Annotated in this window: 22 protein-coding genes and 1 riboswitch; of the genes, 15 read left to right on the top strand and 7 right to left on the bottom strand. The window is 59.6% G+C overall.

The window, feature by feature from the left end:
• The 4 genes from AAIH70_RS13545 to AAIH70_RS13530 form a co-directional block, all read right to left on the bottom strand.
• Entirely contained in the window at window positions 1-945 is a 945-nt protein-coding gene (locus AAIH70_RS13545; RefSeq protein WP_132274880.1) for a tagatose kinase, read from the bottom strand.
• An 18-nt stretch (window positions 946-963) separates the two neighbouring features.
• Window positions 964-1,926 carry an ABC transporter permease gene (locus AAIH70_RS13540; RefSeq protein ID WP_132274883.1) on the bottom strand — a complete coding sequence of 321 codons (963 nt, stop codon included), beginning with the start codon at window positions 1,924-1,926 and terminating at the stop codon, window positions 964-966.
• Window positions 1,923-3,440, bottom strand: coding sequence for a sugar ABC transporter ATP-binding protein (locus tag AAIH70_RS13535; protein ID WP_132274886.1), 1,518 nt, complete (start codon window positions 3,438-3,440; stop codon window positions 1,923-1,925). The genes AAIH70_RS13540 and AAIH70_RS13535 overlap by 4 nt, the downstream gene beginning before the upstream one ends.
• A 199-nt stretch (window positions 3,441-3,639) precedes the next feature.
• Entirely contained in the window at window positions 3,640-4,533 is an 894-nt protein-coding gene (locus tag AAIH70_RS13530; protein WP_132274889.1) for a substrate-binding domain-containing protein, read from the bottom strand.
• A gap of 244 nt (window positions 4,534-4,777) precedes the next feature.
• A riboswitch (cobalamin riboswitch) is annotated at window positions 4,778-4,997 on the top strand.
• Window positions 4,998-5,297: 300 nt separating this feature from the next.
• Between AAIH70_RS13530 and nrdH the strand changes: the two genes are divergently transcribed.
• From nrdH to nrdF, 4 genes are all read left to right on the top strand, one after another.
• Complete coding sequence (gene nrdH / locus AAIH70_RS13525; protein ID WP_132274891.1) at window positions 5,298-5,519, top strand: glutaredoxin-like protein NrdH; 222 nt, start codon at window positions 5,298-5,300, stop codon at window positions 5,517-5,519.
• Window positions 5,520-5,530: 11 nt separating this feature from the next.
• The gene (gene nrdI / locus AAIH70_RS13520) at window positions 5,531-5,944 is read left to right on the top strand and encodes a class Ib ribonucleoside-diphosphate reductase assembly flavoprotein NrdI (protein ID WP_132274894.1); all 414 of its coding nucleotides are present in this window, start codon (window positions 5,531-5,533) and stop codon (window positions 5,942-5,944) included.
• Window positions 5,914-8,076 carry a class 1b ribonucleoside-diphosphate reductase subunit alpha gene (gene nrdE / locus AAIH70_RS13515; RefSeq protein ID WP_207908258.1) on the top strand — a complete coding sequence of 721 codons (2,163 nt, stop codon included), beginning with the start codon at window positions 5,914-5,916 and terminating at the stop codon, window positions 8,074-8,076. The genes nrdI and nrdE overlap by 31 nt, the downstream gene beginning before the upstream one ends.
• 251 nt (window positions 8,077-8,327) lie before the next feature.
• A complete protein-coding gene (gene nrdF / locus AAIH70_RS13510; RefSeq protein WP_132274896.1) occupies window positions 8,328-9,302 on the top strand; it encodes a class 1b ribonucleoside-diphosphate reductase subunit beta in 975 nt (324 codons plus the stop codon).
• Between the two features lie 91 nt (window positions 9,303-9,393).
• Here the strand turns inward: nrdF and AAIH70_RS13505 are convergent, their stop codons facing one another.
• Together AAIH70_RS13505 and ftsZ are read right to left on the bottom strand one after the other, a co-directional pair.
• Window positions 9,394-10,179 carry a cell wall hydrolase gene (locus tag AAIH70_RS13505; protein WP_245519176.1) on the bottom strand — a complete coding sequence of 262 codons (786 nt, stop codon included), beginning with the start codon at window positions 10,177-10,179 and terminating at the stop codon, window positions 9,394-9,396.
• A gap of 296 nt (window positions 10,180-10,475) precedes the next feature.
• The gene (ftsZ, locus tag AAIH70_RS13500) at window positions 10,476-11,444 is read right to left on the bottom strand and encodes a cell division protein FtsZ (RefSeq protein ID WP_132274901.1); all 969 of its coding nucleotides are present in this window, start codon (window positions 11,442-11,444) and stop codon (window positions 10,476-10,478) included.
• 171 nt (window positions 11,445-11,615) lie between these two features.
• On the opposite strand from ftsZ, the gene AAIH70_RS13495 reads away from it, so the two are divergent.
• The gene (locus AAIH70_RS13495) at window positions 11,616-12,836 is read left to right on the top strand and encodes an MFS transporter (protein WP_132274904.1); all 1,221 of its coding nucleotides are present in this window, start codon (window positions 11,616-11,618) and stop codon (window positions 12,834-12,836) included.
• A gap of 82 nt (window positions 12,837-12,918) precedes the next feature.
• Window positions 12,919-13,680 (top strand): 2-keto-4-pentenoate hydratase, encoded by a 762-nt coding sequence (locus AAIH70_RS13490; RefSeq protein WP_245519177.1) that lies wholly within the window; start codon window positions 12,919-12,921, stop codon window positions 13,678-13,680.
• Window positions 13,681-13,727: 47 nt separating this feature from the next.
• On the opposite strand, the gene scpA is transcribed toward AAIH70_RS13490, so the two are convergent.
• Window positions 13,728-15,902, bottom strand: coding sequence for a methylmalonyl-CoA mutase (gene scpA / locus AAIH70_RS13485; RefSeq protein ID WP_245519178.1), 2,175 nt, complete (start codon window positions 15,900-15,902; stop codon window positions 13,728-13,730).
• A gap of 699 nt (window positions 15,903-16,601) precedes the next feature.
• Here scpA and AAIH70_RS13480 point away from each other — a divergent pair.
• The 9 genes from AAIH70_RS13480 to AAIH70_RS13440 all read left to right on the top strand — a co-directional run bounded on the left by AAIH70_RS13480 (window position 16,602) and on the right by AAIH70_RS13440 (window position 25,556).
• Entirely contained in the window at window positions 16,602-17,576 is a 975-nt protein-coding gene (locus AAIH70_RS13480) for a TRAP transporter substrate-binding protein (protein WP_430034463.1), read from the top strand.
• Between the two features lie 60 nt (window positions 17,577-17,636).
• Window positions 17,637-18,176, top strand: a complete 540-nt coding sequence (locus AAIH70_RS13475) for a TRAP transporter small permease (RefSeq protein WP_207908259.1) — start codon at window positions 17,637-17,639, stop codon at window positions 18,174-18,176.
• A complete protein-coding gene (locus AAIH70_RS13470) occupies window positions 18,167-19,450 on the top strand; it encodes a TRAP transporter large permease (RefSeq protein WP_132274912.1) in 1,284 nt (427 codons plus the stop codon). The genes AAIH70_RS13475 and AAIH70_RS13470 overlap by 10 nt, the downstream gene beginning before the upstream one ends.
• Window positions 19,451-19,700: 250 nt before the next feature.
• Window positions 19,701-20,534, top strand: coding sequence for a transporter substrate-binding domain-containing protein (locus AAIH70_RS13465; RefSeq protein ID WP_132274914.1), 834 nt, complete (start codon window positions 19,701-19,703; stop codon window positions 20,532-20,534).
• Between the two features lie 23 nt (window positions 20,535-20,557).
• Complete coding sequence (locus AAIH70_RS13460; protein ID WP_132274917.1) at window positions 20,558-21,304, top strand: amino acid ABC transporter permease; 747 nt, start codon at window positions 20,558-20,560, stop codon at window positions 21,302-21,304.
• Between the two features lie 2 nt (window positions 21,305-21,306).
• On the top strand, window positions 21,307-22,092 hold the full coding sequence (locus AAIH70_RS13455; RefSeq protein WP_132274920.1) for an amino acid ABC transporter permease: 786 nt from the start codon (window positions 21,307-21,309) through the stop codon (window positions 22,090-22,092).
• Between the two features lie 13 nt (window positions 22,093-22,105).
• Complete coding sequence (locus AAIH70_RS13450) at window positions 22,106-22,897, top strand: amino acid ABC transporter ATP-binding protein (protein ID WP_132274923.1); 792 nt, start codon at window positions 22,106-22,108, stop codon at window positions 22,895-22,897.
• A complete protein-coding gene (locus AAIH70_RS13445) occupies window positions 22,894-24,240 on the top strand; it encodes an MmgE/PrpD family protein (RefSeq protein WP_132274926.1) in 1,347 nt (448 codons plus the stop codon). Before AAIH70_RS13450 ends, AAIH70_RS13445 begins: the two co-directional genes overlap by 4 nt.
• Before the next feature lie 14 nt (window positions 24,241-24,254).
• The gene (locus AAIH70_RS13440) at window positions 24,255-25,556 is read left to right on the top strand and encodes an LLM class flavin-dependent oxidoreductase (protein ID WP_132274930.1); all 1,302 of its coding nucleotides are present in this window, start codon (window positions 24,255-24,257) and stop codon (window positions 25,554-25,556) included.
• The last annotated feature ends 12 nt before the right edge of the window (window positions 25,557-25,568 follow it).

Below are 25,568 nucleotides of genomic sequence, written 5' to 3'. Positions count from 1 at the left end.
TCAGGCATTTCCTTGCGCTTGAATGAGTGCGTCGAGTTCGGCGCGGGTAGAGGCCCCTTCCATCGGGCCGGCCTTGGTGACGGCACGCGCACCGGAGGCATTGGCGTATCGCAGCACTTCGGCCGGATGCATGCCCTTCAGCCAGAAGGTGACGAAGGTGGCACCAAAACAATCACCGGCGCCGGTCGGATCGATTTCCTCGACCTTGTAGCTGGGAAGATCGATCTGGGTGTCCTTGTCGTAATAGCTGGCGCCCTTGTCACCGCGCTTGACGACGATGGCCTTGATGCCCTTGGCAAGCAGCTCGACGACGGCTTCCTTCTCAGTCTTTGCCTGCGCGAACAGGAACAGCTCCTCGCCGCTCGGCATGAACAGATCGGTCTTGGAAAGCACCGTCTGCAACGCTTCGCGCATGCCGGGGCTGTCGAGAATTTCAGGACGCAGGTTGGGGTCGAAGGAAACGGTGCCGCCAGCGGCCTTGATGCGTTCGACGGCGGTCAGGATGCTGGTGACGACGCTCGGTGCGTACAGAGCCGTGCCCATGACATGCATATGCGTGCAGGTGTCGATAAGGGCCAGCGTCTTGTCCGACAGTTCGATCTCACCGCAGGCGCTGTTGCGGATGTTGAAGACAAAATTGCGGCCACCGTCCTCGCGGTAACGCACGAAAGCGCTGCCGGTGGTGCCGAGCGGCAGGACCTCGATGCCCGAGACATCGACACCATCTTCCGTCAGGCGGTTGATGTTGACCCAGCCAAAGTCGTCTTCGCCGACGCGCGAGATGATCGCGCATTCCTGGCCGAGCTTGCCGACCTGATCGATGAAGATCGCCGGTGCGCCCGACGGAAACGGGCCGATCAGCGGCACGGCTTCACGAAAACCGTTGCCGCGATTGGTGGCGACGATTTCGACCAGAATTTCGCCGATGGTGAGAATTTTCGACATTGGTATCTGCTCTAATGATTACTGCTTGGCGCGCTTCGACCGCACGTCGAGATAGACGGCGATGAGAATGACGAGGCCCTTGACGATGAGCTGGTAGAAGTAAGGCACCGACAGCATGTTCATCCCGTTGTTGAGGACGCCGATGATAAGCGCGCCGATCAGCGTGCCGATCATGGTGCCGACGCCGCCGGCAAGGCTGGTGCCGCCGAGAACGGCTGCCGCGATGGCATCGAGTTCATAGCTCATGCCGGCATTTGTCTGGGCCGAGAAGAGGCGCGAGGAGAGCAACACGCCGCTGATCGCCGCCATCACGCCGGAGATCATGAAGATGATGATCTTCAGGCGATCGACCTTGATGCCGGAATAAAGCGCTGCCTCGCGGTTGCCGCCGGTCAGATAGGCGCGACGGCCGAATTTGGTCTTGCTCAAGAGAATGTGGTTGAACAGGAACAGCACAGCAACGACCCAGATGACGATCGGGATGCCGATAAAGCTCTGGGTGCCGATGGCGGTCCAGCTCGGTTCCATGATCATGGCCGGCGCACCATTGGTCGGAAGGCTGACCATGCCGCGATAGATGCCCATGGTCGCCACCGTGACGATAAAGGACGGCAGCAGGAATTTCGCCGTCAGCACGCCGTTGGCGAGGCCGAGCAGCGCACCTGCCGCAATCGTCAGGATCAGCGCCGGCACAAAACTCATGCCAAAAGCGAAACATTGCGCGCCGACCATGCCGGCCACCGCGATGATCGAGCCGATCGACAGGTCGATTTCACCGAGCAGGATGACCCAGGTCATGCCGAAGGCGGCAATGGCGATGACCGACACCTGCTGCAGGATGTTCAGAAAATTCGCCACCGACATGAAACGACCGTTGGTGACGGAAAAAATCACGCACAGAACGATCAGCGATAAAAAGATACCGCCATACTGTTTCATGACCTGTTTGAAGGCGGCGCTGGCTGCGCTCTTGTCACTCATGATGCATATCCCGTGGCAAAGTGCATGATCTTTTCCGGTGTCATCTGGTCAGGGTCGGCGATTGCCGTGACCTTGCCCTCGCTCATTACGACGACGCGGTCACTCATGCCTATGACTTCCGGAAGTTCGGAGGACACGAGCAGGATTGCCGTGCCTTCCGCCGCCAGCTGGCGGATGATCTTGTAGATTTCGAATTTGGCGCCGACATCGACGCCGCGTGTGGGCTCATCGAGGATGAGGATCTTTGGTTTGGTCAAAAGCCATTTGGCCAGCACGATCTTCTGCTGGTTGCCGCCCGAAAGAGAGCCGGCAATGGTATCGAGCGAGGCCGTCTTGATAGCGAGGCGTGCGACTTCGGCATTGGCAGCTTCCCGCTCGCGACGGCGTTTCAGGAAACCGAAGGCGCTGGAAAAGCCGTTCAGCGCCACCATCGAGATATTGCTCTCGACGCTGTGGCTCAAGACGAGGCCTTCTTCCTTGCGGTTTTCGGTGACGAAACCGATACGGCGCTCGATGGCCTCTACCGGCGAAGTGATTTTCACCGGTACGCCATCGATGGCAACGGTGCCGGCGGAGGCCTTGGCCATGCCGAACAGCGTATTCATGACCTCCGAGCGGCCGGAGCCGATCAGGCCGAAAAAGCCCAGAATTTCGCCTGGACGCACATCGAAGGAAACGTTTTCGAATTCTTCGACGCGCGACAAACCATTGACGGCGAGAACCGGCTTTTCGGTGAGTGCCGGAGCGGCCACATCACGCGGCGGATAGATTTCGTTCATGTCGCGGCCGACCATCAGCGCGATCAGCTCGGCGATCGTCACCTCTGTCTTGTCGCGGGTGGTGATATAACTGCCGTCGCGCACGACGGTAATGTCGTCGCTCAGCCGCATGATCTCTTCCATGCGGTGCGAAATGTAGATGATGGCGACGCCCTTGGCTTTCAGGCGGCCAATGATCTGAAACAGGATTTCGGCTTCACTGTCGCTGAGCGAGGAGGTCGGTTCGTCGAGGATGACGACCTTGGCTTCGATGCTCAAACCCTTGGCGATTTCCACCAGCTGACGCTGGGCAATCGACAAATCACCGACCTGATCACTGACCGAAACCGGCAGGCCGAGTTCCTTCACCAGTTCGGCCGCCTTGCGCACCAAAACCTTGTCGTTGATGAAACCGGCCCTGGAGGGCTCGCGGGTTGCCAGGATGTTTTCCGCAACGGTCATGTTGTTGCAGAGGCTGAGTTCCTGAAAAACGATGGTCAGGCCGGCCTTGGCGGCATCCTGCGGATTGGTCGGCGCATAAGGCTGGCCATCGAGCACGATCGAACCCGTCGTTGGCTGATAAACGCCCGCGAGAATCTTCATCAGCGTCGACTTGCCGGCACCGTTTTCGCCGAGAATGGTGTGTACGCGGCCCGGCTTCACCGTAAGCTGCATGTTCTTCAGCGCCTTCACGGCCCCGAATTCCTTGGACATGTCCTTGATCTCAAGGATCACCTTGTCGCCTGAGGTTTCCATGGCGTCACCTTTCAACGAGCGCTTCACACCACCACTGCGGTGAAAGCTGCTCCTTATTCCTGATCATGCAGATGGTGCGCCGCATCGGGCGGCTTCGAACAATCCGCAGATTTCCGGTGGCCCGCCTGGGGGAGCGGACCACCGAAGGAGGCAGTCTCAAAGCAGAGACGGCCTCATGCGCAGAGCGTCTTGGGAGGACTTACTGCTTCTTGGTGTAGACGCCGGGAACGATCGGCTGCTCGGCCGGCACTTCCTCGCCCGCCTGCAGCTTGATCGCGGTCTCGACGGCAAGCTTGCCCATCTGGTCCGGGAACTGCTGGATGACGCCGACGAAGTCCGGATCGGCATCGACTGCCTTGATGGCTTCCGGCATGCCATCGAAACCGATGACCTTGACCTTGCCGGTCAGGCCCGAAGACTTGACGGCAACGGCTGCGGCGAGAGCGGCATCGTCACCGAAACCAAAAATGCCACCGATGTCCGGGTTAGCCTGCAGCATGTTCTGGGCAACGGCCAGTGCTTCGGCGCGGGTAATGCCGGTCTGGATCGACACGATCTTGATGTCCGGGTGCTTGGCAATGGCTTCCTTGAAGCCGTTGACGCGGTTCACCACCGACTGCACCAGCGGGTAGTCGATGATTGCGACTTCGCCCTTGCCGCCAAGCTGTTCGGCCATCAGTTCACCGGCCTTGACGCCACCGGCATAGTTGTCGGTGCCGATATAGGAGGCAACCTTGGCGCCTTCGACCGGTACGTCGACGGTGATAACCTTGATGCCGGCAGCTTCGGCGCGGGCAACGGCTGCAAGTGCGCCCTTGCTGTCGACCGGCGACATGATGATGACGTCGACGCCCTTGACGATGAAGTCTTCAATGTCGGCGAGCTGCTTGTTCAGGTCCTGATTGGCGATCGAGATTTCGACCGACACGTTCTTGGCCTTGGCTTCAGCGGTGATCGCCTTGGCGAGCTCGTTATAGAATGGGTGCTGCTGCGTGAGCAGCGATGCGCCGATGCCTTCGGCATGGGCGGCAGCGGCGGCAAACGTCAGGCTTGCGGAAACCAGCAGCGTCTTTGCGAAATTCTTGAGGGTCATGTTTATTCCTCCCCGTCCTTGAGGCCTTAAAAGCACACATCCAGCCGGCGGGCCTCCTCTTGCCGGCGGATTTTTCATCATATGTCCTAAATTTTACGCGCGTCAATATTTTTGAATTCGTACGTAAATAAATTTACGTGAAAAAGTTTCTGTGACCGTGATCTTATACGGCAAGGCCGCTCGTTTTCCCCAGCCTTGATCGGGCCGAAACAACATAGTCGTTGACGGAATTTTCACCTCGTCTACTATATCTAGTGTTCAAGGTTCTTCCGATTCGCATCGGAAGCTAAGACGGGAATACGGTGCGTGAAACCCATGACGGGCGCCACAATGCCGAAGCTGCCCCCGCAACTGTAAGCGGCGAGCATCCGATCGATCAGGCCACTGACGCCAAAAGCGTTGGGAAGGCGGAACGGATGCCGTGACCCGCAAGCCAGGAGACCTGCCTTGTACGAAACGTCCACGGGCGGGGTGTCCGGAAGGTCGCGTATATGTGCGGGATGATCCTGCGCATGCGCTTCCCCGAATGTCCCGTATGAAATGCTTCGGGGTGAAGTCTTATGTTCTTGAGTTTCGATAAGCATCGATATGTCGACCAGCAAGCCGATGTCGGCCTGCTGATTTCATGTTGCGCGCAGTGGCAATGATGGACGTTTAACGTCCGGCCACGTCAGCGACGACCTTCATACCCAATATTCTTTTGCCCGGACATCGGCGGATGTCCGACCGCTTTTGCACGCCTATTCCACACGAGGGGACCGACAATGACCATCACCGTTTACAGTAAACCCGCCTGCGTCCAGTGCACCGCGACCACCCGCGCCCTCGACCGTCAGGGCATCGACTACACTATCATCGACGTGTCCGCCGATGCCGAGGCTTATGACCTCGTGCAGGGTCTCGGTTACCGACAGGTGCCCGTCGTGATTGCCGGCGAGCAGCATTGGGCAGGTTTTCGCCCTGACATGATCAGCGCCCTCGCCTGACCATCATCGCGATGGGTGAGGTCGTTTATTTCTCCACGAAATCGGAAAGCACCCACCGTTTCGTGGAAAAGCTGGGCATGAACGCCCGGCGCATTCCGATCAGCAGCGATGAGGCGCTTTGCGCGCCCAACCCGTTCGTCCTGATCGTTCCGACCTATGGCGGCGGCGAAAACAAGGGCGCCGTTCCCAAACAGGTGATCCGCTTCCTCAACGATGCGGACAACAGATCCAACATCCGCGGCGTGATTGCCGCGGGCAACACCAATTTCGGCGCAGCCTACTGCATCGCCGGGGACATCATTTCCGCCAAGTGCCAGGTGCCTTTTCTCTACAAGTTCGAGCTTCTGGGCACGCAGGAAGATGTCGACAACGTCAGACACGGATTGGAACGATTTTGGACGCGACAAACTTCGAAAAGCCAGTGAATGCGGTAAAGCCGGCCGAAGCCGCGCTCGATTACCACGCCCTCAACGCCATGCTGAACCTTTATGACGGTGAGGGAAAGATCCAGCTCGACCGCGACCGGCAGGCCGCAAAACAGTATTTCCTCCAGCATGTGAACCAGAACACGGTGTTCTTTCATAACCTGCGGGAAAAACTCGATTATCTGGTGACCGAAAGCTATTACGAGCAGGAGGTGCTGGACCAGTATGCGTTCAATTTCGTGCGCGACCTGTTCGACCACGCATATGACAAGAAATTCCGGTTCCCGACCTTTCTCGGCGCCTTCAAATATTACACCAGCTACACGCTGAAGACCTTTGACGGAAAGCGTTATCTCGAGCGTTACGAGGACCGCGTTTGCATGGTGGCGCTGGCGCTGGCGCGCGGCGATGAAAAGCTTGCCCGCGATCTCGTCGACGAGATCATTTCCGGCCGCTTCCAGCCGGCGACGCCGACCTTCCTCAATGCCGGCAAAAAGCAGCGCGGCGAACTCGTCTCCTGCTTCCTGCTGCGCGTCGAGGACAATATGGAAAGCATCGGCCGCTCGATCAATTCGGCGCTGCAGCTTTCCAAGCGCGGCGGCGGTGTGGCGCTGTCGCTCACCAATCTTCGTGAAATGGGCGCACCGATCAAGCAGATCGAGAACCAGTCCTCCGGCGTCATTCCGGTGATGAAACTGCTGGAAGACTCGTTCTCCTACGCCAACCAGCTTGGCGCGCGGCAGGGCGCGGGTGCGGTTTACCTGCATGCCCACCACCCGGACATTATGCGTTTTCTCGACACCAAGCGCGAAAATGCCGATGAAAAGATCCGCATCAAGACGCTGTCGCTCGGCGTCGTCATTCCCGACATCACCTTCGAACTCGCCCGCAACAACGAGGACATGTATCTTTTCTCACCGCATGACGTGGAGCGTGTTTATGGCGTGCCGTTCACCGAAATCTCGGTGACGGAAAAATATCAGGAAATGGTCGAGGACGGCCGTATCCGCAAGAAGAAGATCAAGGCGCGCGAGTTCTTCCAGGTGATCGCCGAGATCCAGTTCGAAAGCGGTTATCCCTACATCATGTTCGAGGACACGGTGAACCGCGCCAACCCGATCGCCGGCCGCATCACCATGAGCAATCTCTGCTCGGAAATCCTGCAGGTCAGCGATGCGAGCGAATTCAACGACGACCTCTCCTACGCGAAGATGGGCAAGGACATTTCCTGCAATCTCGGCTCGCTCAACATCGCCGCCGCCATGGACTCAACCGATTTCGGCCAGACGATCGAAACCTCGATCCGGGCGCTGACGGCCGTGTCCGAGATGAGCAACATCACCTCGGTTCCCTCGATCGCTCAAGGCAACGAAGACAGCCACGCGATCGGCCTCGGCCAGATGAACCTGCACGGTTATCTCGCCCGCGAGCGGATTTTCTACGGCTCGGAAGAGGGTGTCGATTTCACCAATATCTATTTCTACACGGTTGCCTATCACGCCGTGCGCGCCTCCAACCGGCTGGCGGTCGAAAAGGGCAGAAGCTTCAAGGGTTTCGAAAACTCGAAATACGCGTCTGGCGAATATTTCGACAAATACACCGAACAGGAATGGCTACCGGCGACACAGCGCGTGGCCGAACTATTCGAGACCGCGGGCATTCATATCCCGACTCAGGACGATTGGCGGCAGTTGAAGGCCGAGGTCATGGCAGGCGGGCTTTATAACCAGAACCTGCAGGCCGTGCCGCCGACCGGCTCGATCTCCTACATCAACCACTCGACCTCCTCGATCCACCCGATCGTTTCCAAGATCGAGATCCGCAAGGAGGGCAAGATCGGCCGCGTCTATTATCCGGCCGCCTTCATGACCAATGACAATGTCGAGTATTATCAGGATGCCTACGAGATCGGCCCTGAAAAGATCATCGACACATATGCGGCGGCGACCCAGCATGTCGATCAGGGCCTGTCGCTGACGCTGTTCTTCCGCGATACCGCCACGACCCGCGACATCAACCGCGCGCAGATCTATGCGTGGAAGAAGGGCATCAAGACCATCTACTACATCCGCCTTCGCCAGATGGCGCTGACCGGCACGGAAGTGCAGGGCTGCGTATCGTGTGCGCTGTGATTGCCTGAGCAAAGCCCCTCACTTGCGATTTCTAACACTTAAGCAAGCTTAAGATGTTGAAATCGCTTTCTCTCCCGCAAGGGGAGAGAGACCGGAGCCGCGATCTCGAGCCTCTCCCTCTCCCCTTGCGGGAGAGGATACAAAATCATGATCTTAGCAAAGCTAAGTCATAGATTTTGTTGGTGAGGGGCTTTGATACGGCAGGCGGATGAGGGGCAACCCAAAGCCATTTCCTTCAAGGACCAACCACCATGAACATCGCCGTCAAGCCCGCCGCCGCCATTCGCGCCATCAACTGGAACCGCATCGAGGACGATAAGGATCTTGATGTCTGGAACCGGCTGACCAGCAATTTCTGGCTGCCGGAAAAGGTGCCGCTTTCCAACGACATCCCCTCCTGGGCAGCACTCAAGACCAATGAACAGCAGCTCACCATCCGCGTCTTCACCGGTCTCACCCTGCTCGACACGATCCAGAATGGCGTCGGTTCGGTACGCCTGATGGAGGATGCCGTGACCCCGCACGAAGAGGCGGTACTCTCCAACGTCTCCTTCATGGAGGCCGTGCATGCGCGCTCCTATTCCTCGATCTTTTCGACCCTGTGCTCGACGCCGGACGTCGACGACGCCTATCGCTGGTCGGAGGAAAACGAGTTTCTGCAGCGCAAATCGGCGCTGATCATGCAGCAGTATGACAGCGGCGATCCGCTGAAAAAGAAGATCGCTTCGGTCTTCCTCGAAAGCTTTCTGTTCTATTCCGGCTTCTATCTGCCGATGTACTGGTCAAGCCGGGCGCGGCTGACCAATACCGCCGACCTGATCCGCCTGATCATCCGCGACGAGGCGGTTCATGGTTATTACATCGGCTACAAGTTCCAGCGCGCCGTGGAACTTCTGCCGGAAGCAAAACGTCAGGAGATCAAGGATTTTGCCTTCGATCTGCTGCTGGAACTTTACGACAATGAAGCGAAATATACAGAAGCGCTTTACGACGACGTCGGCCTGACCGAGGACGTCAAAAAATTCCTGCACTACAATGCCAACAAGGCGCTGATGAACCTCGGTTACGAGGCGCTGTTCCCGGCCGACGCCTGCAAGGTCAATCCGGCGATCCTCTCGGCCCTGTCACCCAATGCCGACGAGAACCACGACTTCTTTTCCGGCTCCGGCTCTTCCTATGTCATCGGCAAGGCCGTGGCCACCGAGGACGAAGACTGGAATTTCTGAAGAAAGTCGAAGCAAAGGCTAAGCCTTGCCGGCAAGGTGGTCACTCCACGTTGCCGGCTTTCGGCCGTCGAGTGTGGAGCAGACGTGCCGGTCAGCGATAGAGGGATCGCTGCGCCATCAACTGCCGAACCAGCGCCGCCTGCTGGCTGCCTGCGATCGGCTTTGGCTGCGGCACGGGCACCAACATCGGCGCGGGTTCGAAACTGACCTCCATCGCCTGCGGAACGGGAACCGCCTGAGTGGCCGTGTTCTGCGGCAGCGCGTCTTCCTGCGCGCCCACCTGCGGCGCTGCCGGGCCTTTTGTCAGATCATTCAGTGCCAGTTGCGGTGCAGATGTCTCCTGCTGCGCCATGGCGAGCATGTAGCTTCCGGCCGGCAGCGGCTCAGGTGTCTGCAATTCGCCGTCACGCCCGCGCTTCTCATAGAAGGCATTACCGCCGGCGACAGCAACATAGCTCATGTTCTTGTAAGGGAACTTCAGGCCGTTCGTGTGGAAGAACATCGCGTCCTTCACATCCGGGTGGCGTTCGCCCTTCAGGATGGCTTCGCTTGCACCTTCCAGATCCGGTGCCGTCGCTTCATCCATGATTCGCGTCATCACGCCCGGTGCGAACTGATTCTTCTGGGCAACGACATCACAGATCGTGTCCGGATAAGCGCCCGATGTCAGCCGGTTCATGACAACGGTGCCGACTGCCATGAAACCGTTACGGCTGGTGCGTTTCGATTCGAAATACATGGCGCGCTTCAGGCATTCACGGTCCCTGGAGGTATAGTGATAAACCTGCTTGGCGGGCGTTGGCGCGGCCTTTTTGGTCTCGACGGCGGGGGCTTCGATCTTCGTCGTGTTGCAGCCGGAAAGCATGGCTGCAGACATGATCAACACAGTTGCCCACAAAGAACCGCGGAAACTTTTCATAGGCATGCCATCATCAAAAATTTCAGAAAAATGATTTGTGTGAAAACGGATACCTGCAATTTTAATTTACCTCAAGCGTTTTGAGGATTTTTTGTCACGGCTGAGAATTTTATGCCTATCTCAGGGTAAACGACACAGGCAAAAACACCCTCCTTTTCCCTTAACCTCACTGTCCTTCGAGACGCGAATGACAAAAAAACGGCGGCACGATCCTATCGCACCGCCGTCGTTTTTCATGACCGAAACGGATGGTCTCAGGCGAGGCCGCCCTCAAGGCCGGTGGCCACCACCGACACCCGGAAAAGACCATCAAGATTGCGGTCGAAGATTGCGCCGACGACGATATCGGCCTCTGCCTGCACTTCGTCGCGAATGCGGCTTGCCGCTTCATCGACTTCAAACAGCGTCATGTCCGAACCGCCGGAAATCGAGATCAGCACGCCACGCGCGCCCTTCATCGAGATATCATCGAGCAGCGGGTTGGCGATTGCGGCCTCGGCGGCGGCCAATGCGCGGCCTTCGCCGGATGCTTCGCCCGTGCCCATCATCGCACGGCCCATGCCCTTCATCACCGATTTCACATCGGCGAAATCGAGGTTGATCAGGCCTTCCTTGACGATCAGGTCGGTGATGCAGCCGACGCCGGAAAACAGCACGCGGTCTGCGGTCATGAAGGCATCGGCAAAGCTGGTATTGGCATTGGCGATGCGGAACAGGTTCTGGTTGGGAATGACGATGACCGTATCGGCAGCCTGACGCAGCGCCTCGATACCGGCATCCGCCGTCTTCATGCGGCGATTGCCTTCGAAGGTGAACGGCTTGGTGACCACACCGACGGTCAGAATGCCGGCGGAACGGGCCGCATGCGCGATGACCGGGGCTGCACCCGTGCCGGTGCCGCCGCCCATGCCGGCGGTGACGAAACACATATGCGAGCCTGCGAGATGATCCATGATCTCGTCGATCGATTCTTCGGCAGCCGCACGGCCGACATCCGGCAGCGAACCCGCGCCGAGGCCTTCGGTGATCTGCGCACCGAGCTGGATGCGGCGCGACGCCTTGGAGGTTGCCAGAACCTGCGCATCGGTATTGGCGGCGATGAACTCGACGCCGCTCAGGTTTTCACTGATCATGTTGTTGATGGCATTGCCACCACCACCGCCGACGCCGACGACCGAGATATGCGGCCGCAGGCCCGTAATGCCGCTCTTTGCGTCCGTCATAATATTCTCCTTCGGCGCGCTTGGTTGTGCTGCCTTCCTTGGCAGCGAATCGGAGCGCAAATTAGACGGCTCGAATGCCTTAAGCCAGATAAAAGCGGAAGCCGGCAAATATCGGCGGAACCGGACGCCCCCTGCCCCGTTAAAGCGCACCTCGCCACCGGAATTCTTGGCATGACCACCACAGCCAGCCCCGCCAGCCGCTCCATCATCGCTCTCGCTTTCCTCAATTTCTTTCTGGCAGACGCCCGCGACGGGCTTGGGCCCTTTCTCGATGGATTTCTCGCCACGCGCGGCTGGTCGCCGATGACGCTCGGCATGGTCGCGACCCTTGGCGGCGTGCTGGGCATGATCGCCACGCCGCTGTTCGGCGCCTGGGTGGACAGTTCACGCCACAAACGCATGCTGATCGTCATCCCCGTCGTGCTGGTCACCGCTGCGGCCCTCTGGACGCTGGCGGCACCCGGCAATCTTTCGGTTTTCGGAGGGCAATCGGCGACAGCCATCGTCGGTGCCATCATCGGCCCGGCGCTGATGGGCCTGACGCTCGGGCTGGTCGGCGAAAAACGTTTTACCCGGCAGGTCTCCGCCAACGAGTTCTGGAACCATGCCGGCAATGTCGCCTCGCTGGCGGCGATCTATGCGGCCACCGTGATGTTCGGCATGAACGGCATCATCGGCCTGATGATATTGACCGCGCTGGCGACGCTGGTCGCCGTGTTCATGATCGACCCGGATGCGATCGATCACAAGGCGGCACGGGGTCTTGAAAATGACGATGGCGCGCCTGGCCCTTCCGGCCTGTCGGTGGTGTTTGCCAGCCGCGGCCTCATCCTGCTGGCCATTACGCTGATGATCTTCCATTTCGGCAATGCACCGATCAGCCGCCTCATCGCCCAGGATTTTTCCGTCCAGCTCGGTACGCCTTTTCGCACCACGGCCATCACCACCGGCGTGGCACAGTTGTCCATGATTGCGGTGGCGCTGGCGACGCCCTTTCTCATTCGCCGCTTCGGCCTGTCCTTCGTCTTTATCGTGGCACTTTCCGCGCTGCCGATCCGGGGCGCGATTGCCGGCACGTTCACCAGTTTCGACTGGATTTTTCCGGTGCAGGTGCTCGACGGTGTGGGCGCCGGTTTGATCGGCATCGCCACGCCGCTTGCGGTTGAACGCATCATGGCGGGGACAGGCCGTTTTAATGTCGGGCTGGCATCGGTGATGACCATTCAGGGGATTGGCGCCTCGACGAGCAATATCGCTGCCGGCTGGCTGACCGACCTTGGCGGTTACAGCCTTGCCTATTGGGTGCATGGCGGCGTTGCGGCGCTGGCGATCGCCACTTTCGTCATCGGGAGGAAAGTGATCGTGCCGCCGGATACGCGCGTTGCCGCCTGATGGGCGTACCGCCTCCGGCTCAAACAGCCTTTACCTCGGCGGCAAGCTCCGCAATCATGGCGCCCGTAATGGGAGTGCTTTGATGACGAAAGAACAGATGACCGAAACCACCGCAAATGCCGTGATCAGCGAACTCGAACGGCTGCGCAAAAGCGGCGAACGGGTTGCCACCAGCCATTTCTCCAACCTTCCCGACATGTCGCAGGCGACGGATCTGCAGGGACGGCTGACGCTCGAGGGGTCGACAGAGACGGCGTGGAAGGTCGCGCGTTCGCCGGACGGCGTGCCGGTCGTCGCCCGCCTTCATCCGCTGATCGAAAAAAGCGCCGGCGCCAACCTGCCATGGCGGACCGATACGCTGCTGGAAATCGAAATCGCAGTGCGGCTCGGCAAGGATCTGCCAGTCAGCGGCGCGCCATACCAGCGAAGCGATATTCTCGATGCCATCGGCACGGTTTACCTCGGTGCCGAAATGGTGTGGACTGTGCTTCTCGAAGCCGGAAAGGTGTCGTTCCCACTCTATCTGGTCGATCGTCTCGGCAATGACGGTTATGTGCTCGGCCCGGAACTGGGGCGTGAATTTCTCGATGCTTCGAACACGCCGGCTCTGTCGATCCGCTCGGGTTCCGCGTCGATCTTCGATGCGCCGGCAAAACACGCGACCGGCGATGTACTCTCCTGGCTTCTCGATTACGCCAATCTGGCGGATCGACCGGAAACATCGCTCAAGGCCGGCACCTTGATCACAACCGGCACGCTGTGCGGCGCAATTCCGCTGAAGGAAGGCGGCCAGTTCGATATCGAGCTTGCGGGCGCACCGGCCTTCAGCTTTTCGCTGACCTGACTCCGAAAATATAACCGGGCAGGTGTCAGCACCTGCCCGGCCAAAACTTACTGGTTGCGCAACCGGCCTTCCATCAGGTCGATAATGGCGCGTGCGGCATCCAGCACGTTCGTGCCCGGACCAAAGACCGCGGCAACGCCATTTTGCAGCAGATAGTCGTAATCCTGCCGCGGAATGACACCGCCGACCACCACGATGACGTTTTCCGCGCCCTTCGCCTTCAAGGCTTCGACCAGCTGCGGCGCCAGCGTTTTATGACCAGCGGCAAGCGACGACATGCCCACCACCTGCACCTTTTCCCGCATCGCCATGTCGGCTGCTTCTTCCGGGGTCTGGAACAGCGGGCCGGCCAGAACCTCGAAACCGATATCGCCGAAGGCAGACGCAATCACCTTGGCGCCGCGGTCGTGCCCGTCCTGGCCGAGCTTGGCGACCATGATTTTTGGCTTGCCGGCGCTTTTGCCATAATCGGCAAGGCGCGAGACAATCATCCTGTATTCCGGGTCGTCGGCATAAGCCGGCCCGTAAATATCGCCGACAACTTCAGGCATGGCCGAGTGATCGCCGAACGACTGGCGCATGGCGTCGGAAATCTCACCGACTGTCGCCCGCGCACGGGCGGCTTCGACGGCAGATGCAAGCAGGTTGCCCTCGCCTGACTTTGCGACCTCCGCAAGGGCAGCAAGCGCCTGCTCGACCTTTTTCGGATCACGCTGGCGACGCACCTCTTCCAGACGCTTGATCTGGCCATTGCGGACGGTCGTGTTGTCGATGGCAAGGATGTCGATATCGTCCTCGTTTTCCAGCCGGTATTTGTTGACGCCGACGATGATCTCTTCCGCGCGGTCGACCTTGGCCTGACGCAGCGTTGCCGCCTCCTCGATCAGGCGTTTCGGCAGGCCATCGGCCACCGCCTTGGTCATGCCGCCGAGGCTTTCGGCCTCTTCGATCAGCGCCCACGCCTTTTCCGCAAGCTCATTCGTCAGGCTCTCGACGTAATAGGAGCCGGCCAGCGGATCAACCACCTTGGTGACGCCGGTCTCGTGCTGGAGGATGAGCTGGGTATTGCGGGCGATGCGGGCGGAAAAATCGGTCGGCAGCGCCATCGCTTCATCGAGAGCGTTGGTGTGCAGCGATTGTGTGCCACCCAGCACCGCAGACAGGGCTTCGTAAGCGGTGCGGATGACGTTATTATAAGGGTCCTGCTCCTGCAGCGAGACACCGGATGTCTGGCAATGGGTGCGCAGCATCAGCGAGCCCGGCTTTTTCGGCTCGAACTCTTCCATGATCCGCGACCAAAGAAGACGCGCGGCGCGCAGCTTTGCCGCCTCCATGAAAAAATTCATGCCGATGGCGAAGAAGAACGAGAGCCGTCCGGCAAAATCATCGACATTCAGGCCCTTGGCCAGGGCTGCGCGCACATATTCACGGCCATCGGCCAGCGTGAAGGCCAGCTCCTGCACCAGCGTCGCGCCGGCCTCCTGCATGTGATAGCCAGAGATCGAGATCGAGTTGAAACGCGGCATTTCCTTCGCCGTGTATTCGATGATGTCCGCAACGATCCGCATCGAAGGCTCGGGCGGATAGATATAGGTGTTGCGGACCATGAACTCCTTGAGGATGTCGTTCTGGATGGTCCCGGAAAGCTCGGCCTTCGAACAGCCCTGCTCCTCACCCGCGACGATGAAGGAGGCAAGGATCGGGATGACCGCGCCGTTCATGGTCATCGAAACCGACATGTCCTTCAGCGGAATGCCGTCGAACAGGATCTTCATGTCCTCGACGCTGTCGATCGCCACGCCGGCCTTGCCGACATCACCTTCGACGCGCGGATGGTCGCTGTCATAACCGCGATGGGTGGCAAGGTCGAAGGCGACGGAAAGACCCTTCTGGCCGGCGGCAAGGTTGCGACGGTAAAAAGCGTTGCTCTCCTGCGCCGTGGAAAAACCCGCATATTGGCGGATCGTCCACGGACGGCCGGCATACATGGTGGCGCGCGGCCCGCGCACGAAGGGTTTGATCCCCGGCAGCGTATCGAGATGGTCTATGCCTTCAAGATCTTCCGCCGTGTAGAGCGGCTTGATATCGATGCCTTCAGCGGTGTGCCAGACGAGTTTTTCCGGCGAAGCCTTGAGTTCCTTTGTCGCCAGCGCCTGCCAATCCTCGGGCGCGCTGAACGATGCTTCTGCGGATGTGTTCGTCTTCACCTTGTTATCCGACACCGATGTCCTCCTGCTCTGGTGATTGCATGTCCGCACCTGTTCCGGTGCCATTCTATAGCTAGTGCGCCACCGTGCCGATAGAAGCCATGCCGGCCGTGAATTATACAGCACCAGAGCACGATGACGTGTCTTCGACCCTCAAGATATCCAATGCCGCGAACCTTGCTGAACCGCCGACCAGGCGCACCACAAAAGATCACTCCAACGCAATAAATTGGCATTCATCAAGTATTATTCTGATTTTTAATTAAATAACGCTGCGACAATTTCGCCATACACCGATCACCGTGATGATATCACCGTCAAATCGCGTCGATAAATCACCACATCGATCGCAGTCATCCCGATGTTTTCTATAGATGACGCCATCATACAACGAAAACTGACGGAAATATTTTCCAATATTAGCCGATCCCGATGCGACGTCTTGTACATTGACGATAAAAAACCGCGGACCTAGCCATGTGAATGTCGAATGAGGAGCGACGTCCACATGAATTTTCCGTTCAACATCCACGTCGTTTTGCTGGCCAAAGCCGGCCCCCGTTTGCTCGTCCGGTCGCGCACAACCGACCGGCGCTGATCGGGCGCAAGGCGCGCCCTTGCCTGGGGAGAATGCAATCCGGCGACTGGGAAGGCCGGACACGAGATTTCAAATCGCACTTAAATCGTAATGGAGGAAATACAATGAAAGTAAGTTTGAAGACTATCCGCTCGCTGTTTCTGGCAGCCGGTGCCGCCGGCATTCTGATGAGCTCGACGGCCATGGCGCGCGATTTCCGCTCCGCCGACATTCACCCGAACGACTATCCGACCGTTCAGGGCGCCATGTATATGGGCAAGCTGCTGTCTGAGCGCACCGGCGGCAAGATGGGCGTGAAAGTGTTCCCGAATGGCGCGCTGGGGGATGAACGCGGCACGATCGAACAGTTGCGCATCGGCGGGCTGGACATGCTGCGCATCAGCGCCGCCGTGGTCAACAACATGGTGCCGGAAACCATCGTCATCTCGCTGCCCTTCATCTTCCGCTCCACGGAGCATGAACGCGCCGTACTCGATGGTCCGATCGGCGAGGAAGTGCTGAAGGCACTGGAAAAACAGGGCATGGTCGGCCTTGCCTTCTACGACAGCGGCTCGCGCTCGATGTACACCAAGAAGCCGATCAAGACGCTGGCCGACCTGAAGAACATGAAGATCCGCGTACAGCAGTCCGACATGTTCGTGGCCATGGTGCAGGCGCTTGACGCCAATGCCACGCCGATGCCGATGGGCGAAGTCTATACCGGCCTGAAGACCGGCATCATCGATGCGGCGGAAAACAATTATCCGTCCTACGAGTCCTCGCACCATTTCGAGGCGGCAAAATATTTCACCAGCACAGAACACGCCATGGTGCCGGAACTGCTGCTGTTCTCCAAGCCGATCTGGGACACGCTGTCGGACGAGGATCAGGCGATCATCCGCAAGGCCGCCAAGGATTCGGTCGTCGAGCAGCGCCGCCTGTGGGATGAACGCGAAGCCAAATCGAAGGAGATCGTCGAAAAGGCCGGCAGCATTATCGCCGAGGTCAATGACAAGCAGGAATTCGTCGATGCGATGAAGCCTGTCTACGACCAGTTCGCCAAGACGCCCGAGCTGCAGGATCTCGTCAAGCGGATCCAGGAAACGAAGTAGCTCCTACCCGGAGGCAGCCCCTGAAAAAGACAGGCGCTGCTTCCTCTTCCGAGGAATGTCATGAACGCTCAAATCGAACCGGGCGCGGTGCATCTGCCGCCCATGACCGGATGGCTGACGCGTGTCAACGCGCCGCTTGCCAAAACCGGTATGATACTCGCCATCGCTGGCCTTCTCGTCCTTGTTGCCGTGGTTTTCTACCAAGTGTTCGGCCGTTACGTGCTGAACGACAGCCCGGCATGGACGGAGAACCTTGCCATCGTCCTCATTCTCTACGTCACCATGATCGGTGCCGCCGTCGGCGTGCGTGATGCCGGCCATATCGCGCTGGAATCCCTGACCGTGCTGCTGCCCTATCGCTGGCAGCGCTTCATGGAACTGCTGATCTACGCTGCCGTCTGCCTGTTCGGCGCGGCCATGGCCTATAATGGCTGGCGGCTAGGCTGGTCGGTTGCGCCCTACCTGATGCCCAATCTGCATGTCACCGAAGCCGTGCGTTACATCCCGCTATCGGTCTCCGGCGTGCTGATCCTGATGTTTTCCGTTGAGCATATTTTCGCAATTTTCCGTGGCGCGGAGGTCGTACCGTCATGGCACTAACCATTCTCTGCATTACCTTTGTCGCCTTCCTCGTAATGGGCATACCTGTTGCGTTTGCAATCGGCCTGTCGGCGCTCTGCACCATTCTTTACGAGGGACTGCCGATCGCGGTCGGCTTCCAGCAGATGATGGCGGGCATGAACGTGTTTTCGTTCCTCGCCATCCCCTTTTTCATCTTTTCCGGTGAACTGATGCTGCATGGCGGCGTCGCCGACAAGATCGTCAATGCGGCAAAGGCCATGGTCGGCCATGTGCGTGGCGGGCTCGGCATGTCCAATGTCGTCGCCTGCACCCTGTTCGGCGGTGTCGCCGGCTCCCCCGTCGCCGACGTGTCGGCCATGGGCGCCGTGATGATCCCGATGATGAAGAAGGAAGGTTATGACGCCGACTATGCGGTCAACGTCACCACCCACGCGGCGCTTGTCGGCGCGCTGATGCCGACCAGCCACAACATGATCATCTATGCGCTGGCCGCCAGCGGCAAGGCTTCGATCGGCGCGCTGATTGCCGCCGGCATCATGCCAGCCCTGCTGCTGATGGTCTGCAATCTGGGCGCCGCCTATTATGTTGCGCGCAAACGCGGTTATCCGGCCGGCACGTTTCCGGGCTGGCGCATCGTCGCCCGCTCGCTTGCGGCCGCGGCTCCCGGCATGCTGATCGTAGTGATCATCCTCGCCGGCATCATCTCCGGCATCTTTACCGCCACCGAATCCGCATCGATCGCCGTCATCTATACGCTGCTTTTGACCTTCTTCATCTACCGCACCATGACCTGGAAGGCCTTTCTGGAGGCGGCCGCAAAAACGGTGAAGACGACCGGCATCGTGCTGCTACTGATCGGCGTGTCGACCATGTTCCAGTATCTCATGGGTCTTTACGGCGTGGCCGACATGACCGGTGAACTTCTGGCGCATATTTCCACCAACCCGATCGTCATCTTCCTGATGATCAACATCATCCTCTTTCTGCTCGGCACGTTCATGGACATGGCGAGCACGATCCTGATCTGCACGCCGATCTTCCTGCCGATCGCCATGCAATACGGCATGGACCCGGTCCAGTTCGGTATCGTCATGCTGCTGAACTGCGCGCTCGGCCTCAACACCCCGCCGGTCGGCACCACGCAGTTCATCGGCTGCGCGATTGGCGAAATCTCAGTGGGCGAGGTGATGAAATCGATCCTGCCCTTCTACAGTGCGCTGTTCCTCGCCATGGCATTGGTCACCTATGTGCCGATGTTCTCGATGTGGCTGCCGCGCCTGCTGATGCACTGAGAGAAAAACGCGGAAAAACCACTCAGACGACATCACGCCCGGCATCGAATGCCGGGCGTTTTGTTTGCAATATCGACGGTTGCAAACAGAGGACGGCGGCACCACTGGAATGTCGATGCAGAATTGATTTTTTCTAATTCTGACCAATTTGACAAAACACTAGTCTCATGCGGAACCCAAAGAAAGCATGGTTTTGCTCGTGAGTCCTTGACACCTCCCCTAGTGTCACGCCCACACAAGGAGCCATTTGATGTTTGCCAAGACCATCACCAAAACCGTTTTCGGACTTGCCCTCTCGGTCGCGACGCTCGCCGCCACACAGGCTTCGGCCGATGCCACGCTGGACCGTATCAAGGGTCGCGGCAAGCTGACGGTGGGCGTGATCCTGTCCGGCGCGCCATTCGGCTTCATCGATCCGAAATCGCAGGATCAGAAGGGCTACAATATCGATATCGCCAAGGCGCTGGCCGCCGATCTCGGTGTCGAACTGGAAACCGTGACCGTTACCCCGCCGAACCGCGTGCAGTTCCTGCAGCAGGGCAAGGTCGATGTTCTGATCGCCAACATGCAGTATACGGAAGAGCGCGCCAAGGTTCTGGACCATGTTCCGACGCCTTACGACCGTGCCGGTGGTGCAGCCGTGGTGCGCAAGGATAGCGGTCTGAAGGACTGGGCCGACCTCAAGGGCAAGCCGGTCTGCATTTCGCAGGGCTCCAACTACGCACAGCCGCTCGCCGAAGAATATGGCGCGATCGTAAAGGGTCTGCCGAGCCAGCCGGAATCGCTGCTGGCCCTTCAGGGCGGCAATTGCGTGGCCGCCGTGCATGTCGGCGCAACCGTTGGCCTGCTGCTGGAAGACCGTGCGGACGAATGGAAGGATTACGCCATCCCTTTCCCGACCGAACTGATCCCGTCCGACAGCGTCATCTGGCTGCGCCAGGGCGAAAAGGACACCCAGACCGCGCTCGACGAAGCCGTGAAAAAACTGCATGCTTCCGGCAAGCTGCTTGAGCTGGCAAAGGCCAACCGCCTGCTCAACACCAAATATCTCGAGGAAGAGAACAAGAAGCTTTCCGCCAAATAAGTGGAAAGCAGCGGTAAAGCCATATGCAGGACATGAACCTGACCGGCCTGTTCATCGACATGATGGGCAGGCTCGGCCTCAATTACGAGTTTCTGGCGACGGGATACGAAGCACAGATCTGGCGTGACGGTTTCATCACCACGCTTTATCTCGTTGCGGTCACCATTCCCGTCAGCCTGATTGTCGGCCTGATCTTCGCAGCCTGCCTGACCTCGGGCAGGCTTTGGCTTTCTGCGCCCGTGCGTGCCTTTGTGGAACTGACACGCAACACGCCGACGCTGGTGCAGCTGATGTTCAGCTTCCTCGTCCTCAACACCGTCGTTTCCAACATGCTCGGCGGCGCGCAGAACAATCCGCTTTCGCCATTCTTCTGGGTCGTCGCCGTTGTTGGCCTGCATGTCGCAGCATTGCATGCCGAAGCGATCCGCGGCGGCATCGAAGCCGTTCCCTCCTCGATGATCGAGGCGGCGCGCGGCATGGGGTTCAGCCAGTTCGAAATCCTGCGTTACGTGCAGATCCCGCTGGCGTTCCGGTCATCGCTGCCGGCCATCGTCAACGGCCTCATCAGCCTCGTCAAATCGACCACTGTCGGCAATGCCATTGCGGTCAGCGAAATCACCTATGCCTCGATCATGGTATGGACGCAGCGCGACAATGTGGTGGAGATGATGATCGTGCTTCTCGCCTTTTTCAGCCTGATCAATTTCGTGGTGGCCCGCATCGGCCAATGGGTTGAGCGCAGGCTCGCCATTCCGGGGTATGGGCTATGAGCATGACGGCAACTCAAGCACCCAAAACAACAGCCAAGAGCAGCCGCGTGCTGCGTTCGATCGGCTTCGTGGCGATGCCGCTGCTGGTCGTTATCTGGTCGCTGGTCGATCTGACACTCGGCAAGGAGCTGGTGGAGTGGATCCCCTACCTCGCCTCCGGTTTTTCGATGAACATCCTCATCACCATCTGCGCGGTCACGCTCGGCACCACGGCCGGTGTGCTTCTGGGCCTGATGCAACTGGCGCCCTACTGGTTCGTCCGCCTGCCAGCGCAGATCTACGTACAGATTTTCCGCAATGCGCCGGCGCTGGTGCTGATCTTTGCGACCACCTACATCTTTCCTTTCGAGATAGTGGTCGCCGGCAATTACCTGCCTTTCCCGGACTGGGTGAAGGCGGTGATCGGCCTTGCCATTCTTTCCAGCGCCTATATCGCGGAAATCACCCGCGGTGCGGTTCTCTCCATCCCGACCACGCAATGGGAAGCCACCAAGGGCCTTGGTTTTTCGCGCCTGCAGGCGCTGCGTTACGTGATCCTGCCGCAATGCGTGCGCCGCTCGCTGCCACCCTGGATGAACGTCGCCTCGTCCATGGCCATGGGCACCTCGCTTGCCTCGCTGGTGGGCGTGCATGAACTGATGCATGCCGCAACAGACGCCAGCACCGCCGTACGCCGGCTCGATTTCACCATCATCGCCTATGTCGTGGTGATGGCCGCCTTTTTCACGCTTTGTTACCCGATTGCCCGCCTGACCCGTCGCCTCGAACAGCGCTTCAACGCGGGCTGAAGGATTTTTTGATATGTCTGCATCAACCGACTCCGCGATCGTGAAACTGGAAAACGTTCACCTGTCTTTTGGCCAGACGCAGGTGCTGAAAGGCATCGACCTGACCATCAACAAGGGTGATGCCGTCTCGATCATCGGTCCGTCCGGTTCGGGAAAATCCACCATCCTGCGCTGCATAAACGCGCTGGTGACGCCGCAGAGCGGCAAGATCACCGTTGCCGGCACCCGCGTCGATCAGCTGACGAAAGAAAGCGAACGCATCCAGCTGCGCAAACGCGTCGGCATTGTGTTCCAGCAATACAATCTGTTTCCGCACCTGACCGTTCTCGACAATATCGTGCTGGCACCGACACGCATTCTCGGTGCCGACAAGACGGCGACCGTCAAACTGGCGCGCGAGCTTCTCGAAAAAGTACGCCTCTCCGAAAAGGCCGATGCCTATCCCGGCCAGCTCTCCGGCGGCCAGCAGCAGCGCGTGGCGATTGCCCGCGCGCTTGCCATGAAGCCGGAGCTCGTGCTGTTCGATGAAGTCACCTCGGCGCTCGATCCGGAAACGGTGGGCGAGGTTCTCTGGGTGATCCGCGACCTCATCCGCGACGGCATGACCAGCATTCTCGTGACCCATGAAATGCGCTTTGCCGAAGAGATCAGCGACACGGTCGTCTTCACCGAAAACGGCAAGATCGTCGATTACGGCCCGCCGCAGCAGATCTTTCATTCGACCGACAATCCGCGCATCCGCCAGTTCGTCGGCGGTCTTTCGGGCGGCGGCCGTGGCGCAGTGCGCGACGGCGAGGGTATCTGACCATGGCCAGTGCACCGCTCACCACCGCCTTCGCCAAGGCGATCGTCCATTCCGATCCGACCCGCGATATTGCGGCCATGGATGCGGCCCGTACGGCGATCATCGATTTCCTCGCCTGCACGATTGCCGGAGCCACCGACCGTACGACCGGCGTTCTGGCCAAGGCAGTGGGCGCTGATCTGCCGGGTGAGGCAATCCTTGTTGGCAGCGACAGGAAGACCGATGTGCTGGTGGCGGCCGTGGTCAATGCCTACGCCGGCCATGTGCTGGATTACGACGACGTCCATGCCAGCGTGCGCGGTCATCCGACGACGGTGATCATTCCGGCCCTGCTGGCGCTGGCAGCCGAACGCGAATTTTCCGCCGAAGCTTTTGTCGCCTCCTATGTGGTGGGCCTCGAAGCCATGGCGCGGCTTGGTCTCTCGCTCGGCTCAAAACATTACGAAAACGGTTTTCACGCCACGGCAACGCTTGGCCCGATCGGTGTTGCCGCTGCCATCTGCCATCTAACCGGCGCATCCGTGGAAGAAACCGCGATCGCGCTCGGCATCGCCGCCACACAGGCATCGGGTCTCAGGCTGCAATTCGGCTACGATACAAAACCCTATCACGCCGGCATGGCGGCCCGTTCCGGCCTGCTGGCGGCACGACTGGCGGCGGCCGGTTTTGGTGGCGCACCTGACTTCCTCGACAATCCCGTCGGCTTTCACTCCGCCTATGCGTTTGACGCCGGCAAACCGGAACTGGTGAGTGCAAACTGGGCCGCACCGTGGCAGATCGTATCGCCCGGCCTGACCCTAAAGGCCTATCCCTGCTGCACGGCCAGCCACCCGGTCGCCTCGCTGGGTATCGAGCTTAACGGTGAAGGTCTAAAAGCACACCAGATCGAGACAATCACCTTCACCTATCCGCCCGGTGCCGATGCCGCTCTGGTGGTGACCAAACCGACCAACGGCATCGAAGCCCGCTTTAGCCCGGAATATGTGTTTTCCGCCGCCCTGATCGACGGCGCGCTGCGGCTCGACCATTTTGACGAACGCCCGGTCGAAGAGCGGATCATGACGCTCGCCGCCCGCGCCGGCCGCCGCCATGATAAGGCGGCGCCACGCATGTCGACCGATCCGACCACACGGTTTGTCGTGCTGGACATCACGCTGAAGGACGGCGGCACCATCAACCGGCGCTTCGATGGGCTGCCGGGCGTGACCGATCCGACCGACAAATTCCGTGACGCGACCGCCGCCAATCCGGCCTTCGCCGACATTCCGACCCTTGTCCGCAGCATGAAGACCGAGGCCGATCTTTCCCGGCTTCTCTCCCTGCTGAACCAAAACCCCGTTTGACGAAAGAATTCGCCATGACCGCCAAGAGACAAATCCATCTCGGCCTGTTCCTGCAGGGCGCCGGCCACCACGTTTCCGGCTGGCGTCACCCGAAGGCCGAGGCCGGCAGCGAAAATTTCGATCTTCTGCGCCGCGTCTCGCAGATCGCCGAGCAGGCGAAATTCGACATGGTGTTTCTGGCCGACGGTCTGACCAGCGGCGTCGATGCCCACCCGTCCACCATTGCCCGTTTCGAGCCGCTGACGCTGCTGGCCGCACTCGCGCTGGTGACGGACAAGATCGGCCTCGCCGCGACGTCTTCCACCACCTATGGCGAGCCCTATCACACGGCGCGCGCCTTCTCCTCGATCGACCATCTGAGCCATGGCCGCGCCGCCTGGAACATCGTCACCACCTCCTATGCCCGCACCGCCAACAATTTTTCCAAGTCGCATCCCGAGCATGACGAACGGTATGCCGTGGCGGGAGAATTCGTCGATGTAGTGCGCGGCCTGTGGGACAGCTGGGACGACGACGCCTTCATCAAGAACAAGGAAACGGGCGTTTATGCCGACCCGTCCAAGGTTCACCTGCTCGACCACAAGGGCAAATATTACTCGGTGAAGGGGCCGCTCAACATCCCGCGTTCGCCGCAGGGCCATCCGGTCCTCATCCAAGCCGGTTCTTCCGGTCCCGGTCAGGATCTCGCTGCCCGCACCGCCGATGTGGTGTTCACCGCCCAGCAGAGCCTTGCCGAGGCGCAGGCCTTCTACAAGAGCCTGAAGGGCCGCGTCGAAAAGGCCGGTCGTCACGCCGATGACGTCGCCGTCATGCCTGGCTTCCTGCCGGTGATCGGCCGCACGTCCAAGGAAGCCGCCGACAAGCTGGCCGAACTCGACCAGTGGACAGACCTGAAAAGCGCCATGCCGCTTCTGGAAGAACGCATCGGTCACAGCCTTGCCGATTACGATCCGGATGGCCCGCTGCCGGACCTGCCGATCTCCGACCAGCTGCGCAGCCGCGCCGAACTGCTGACGGCCCTTGCCCGCCGCGAAAACCTGACCATCCGCCAGCTGGCTTTGCGCGTCGCCGCCGGTCGTGGCCACCATATCGTGCTCGGCACGCCGGTGGAGATCGCCGACCGCATGCAGGAATGGTTCGACGGCCGCGCCGCCGACGGTTTCAACGTCATGCCGCCCTTCTTCCCGGAAGGTCTGGAGGACTTTACCCAGCTCGTCGTGCCGATCCTGCAGGAGCGCGGCCTGTTCCGTACCGAATATTCGGGTTCGACCCTGCGCGACCACCTGGGACTTTCGCGTCCGGCTCTGATCAATTGAACCTGATCATTG

Source organism: Neorhizobium sp. BT27B (genome assembly GCF_050455485.1).
In the GTDB taxonomy this organism is placed as follows: Bacteria; Pseudomonadota; Alphaproteobacteria; order Rhizobiales; family Rhizobiaceae; genus Neorhizobium.
This window is presented reverse-complemented; position numbering and strand designations above follow the sequence as displayed.

Bases quoted from the DNA above. Each gene is read 5' to 3' on its own strand.
- AAIH70_RS13540 (WP_132274883.1), bottom strand. From the start codon at position 1,926: ATGAGTGACAAGAGCGCAGCCAGCGCCGCCTTCAAACAGGTCATGAAA.
- AAIH70_RS13495 (WP_132274904.1), top strand. From the start codon at position 11,616: ATGACCACCACAGCCAGCCCCGCCAGCCGCTCCATCATCGCTCTCGCT.
- AAIH70_RS13475 (WP_207908259.1), top strand. From the start codon at position 17,637: ATGAACGCTCAAATCGAACCGGGCGCGGTGCATCTGCCGCCCATGACC.
- AAIH70_RS13455 (WP_132274920.1), top strand. From the start codon at position 21,307: ATGACGGCAACTCAAGCACCCAAAACAACAGCCAAGAGCAGCCGCGTG.
- AAIH70_RS13490 (WP_245519177.1), top strand. From the start codon at position 12,919: ATGACGAAAGAACAGATGACCGAAACCACCGCAAATGCCGTGATCAGC.
- AAIH70_RS13450 (WP_132274923.1), top strand. From the start codon at position 22,106: ATGTCTGCATCAACCGACTCCGCGATCGTGAAACTGGAAAACGTTCAC.
- AAIH70_RS13545 (WP_132274880.1), bottom strand. From the start codon at position 945: ATGTCGAAAATTCTCACCATCGGCGAAATTCTGGTCGAAATCGTCGCC.
- AAIH70_RS13535 (WP_132274886.1), bottom strand. From the start codon at position 3,440: ATGGAAACCTCAGGCGACAAGGTGATCCTTGAGATCAAGGACATGTCC.
- AAIH70_RS13440 (WP_132274930.1), top strand. From the start codon at position 24,255: ATGACCGCCAAGAGACAAATCCATCTCGGCCTGTTCCTGCAGGGCGCC.
- AAIH70_RS13470 (WP_132274912.1), top strand. From the start codon at position 18,167: ATGGCACTAACCATTCTCTGCATTACCTTTGTCGCCTTCCTCGTAATG.
- nrdI (WP_132274894.1), top strand. From the start codon at position 5,531: ATGGGTGAGGTCGTTTATTTCTCCACGAAATCGGAAAGCACCCACCGT.
- nrdH (WP_132274891.1), top strand. From the start codon at position 5,298: ATGACCATCACCGTTTACAGTAAACCCGCCTGCGTCCAGTGCACCGCG.
- nrdF (WP_132274896.1), top strand. From the start codon at position 8,328: ATGAACATCGCCGTCAAGCCCGCCGCCGCCATTCGCGCCATCAACTGG.
- AAIH70_RS13460 (WP_132274917.1), top strand. From the start codon at position 20,558: ATGCAGGACATGAACCTGACCGGCCTGTTCATCGACATGATGGGCAGG.
- AAIH70_RS13530 (WP_132274889.1), bottom strand. From the start codon at position 4,533: ATGACCCTCAAGAATTTCGCAAAGACGCTGCTGGTTTCCGCAAGCCTG.
- AAIH70_RS13465 (WP_132274914.1), top strand. From the start codon at position 19,701: ATGTTTGCCAAGACCATCACCAAAACCGTTTTCGGACTTGCCCTCTCG.
- ftsZ (WP_132274901.1), bottom strand. From the start codon at position 11,444: ATGACGGACGCAAAGAGCGGCATTACGGGCCTGCGGCCGCATATCTCG.
- AAIH70_RS13505 (WP_245519176.1), bottom strand. From the start codon at position 10,179: ATGTCTGCAGCCATGCTTTCCGGCTGCAACACGACGAAGATCGAAGCC.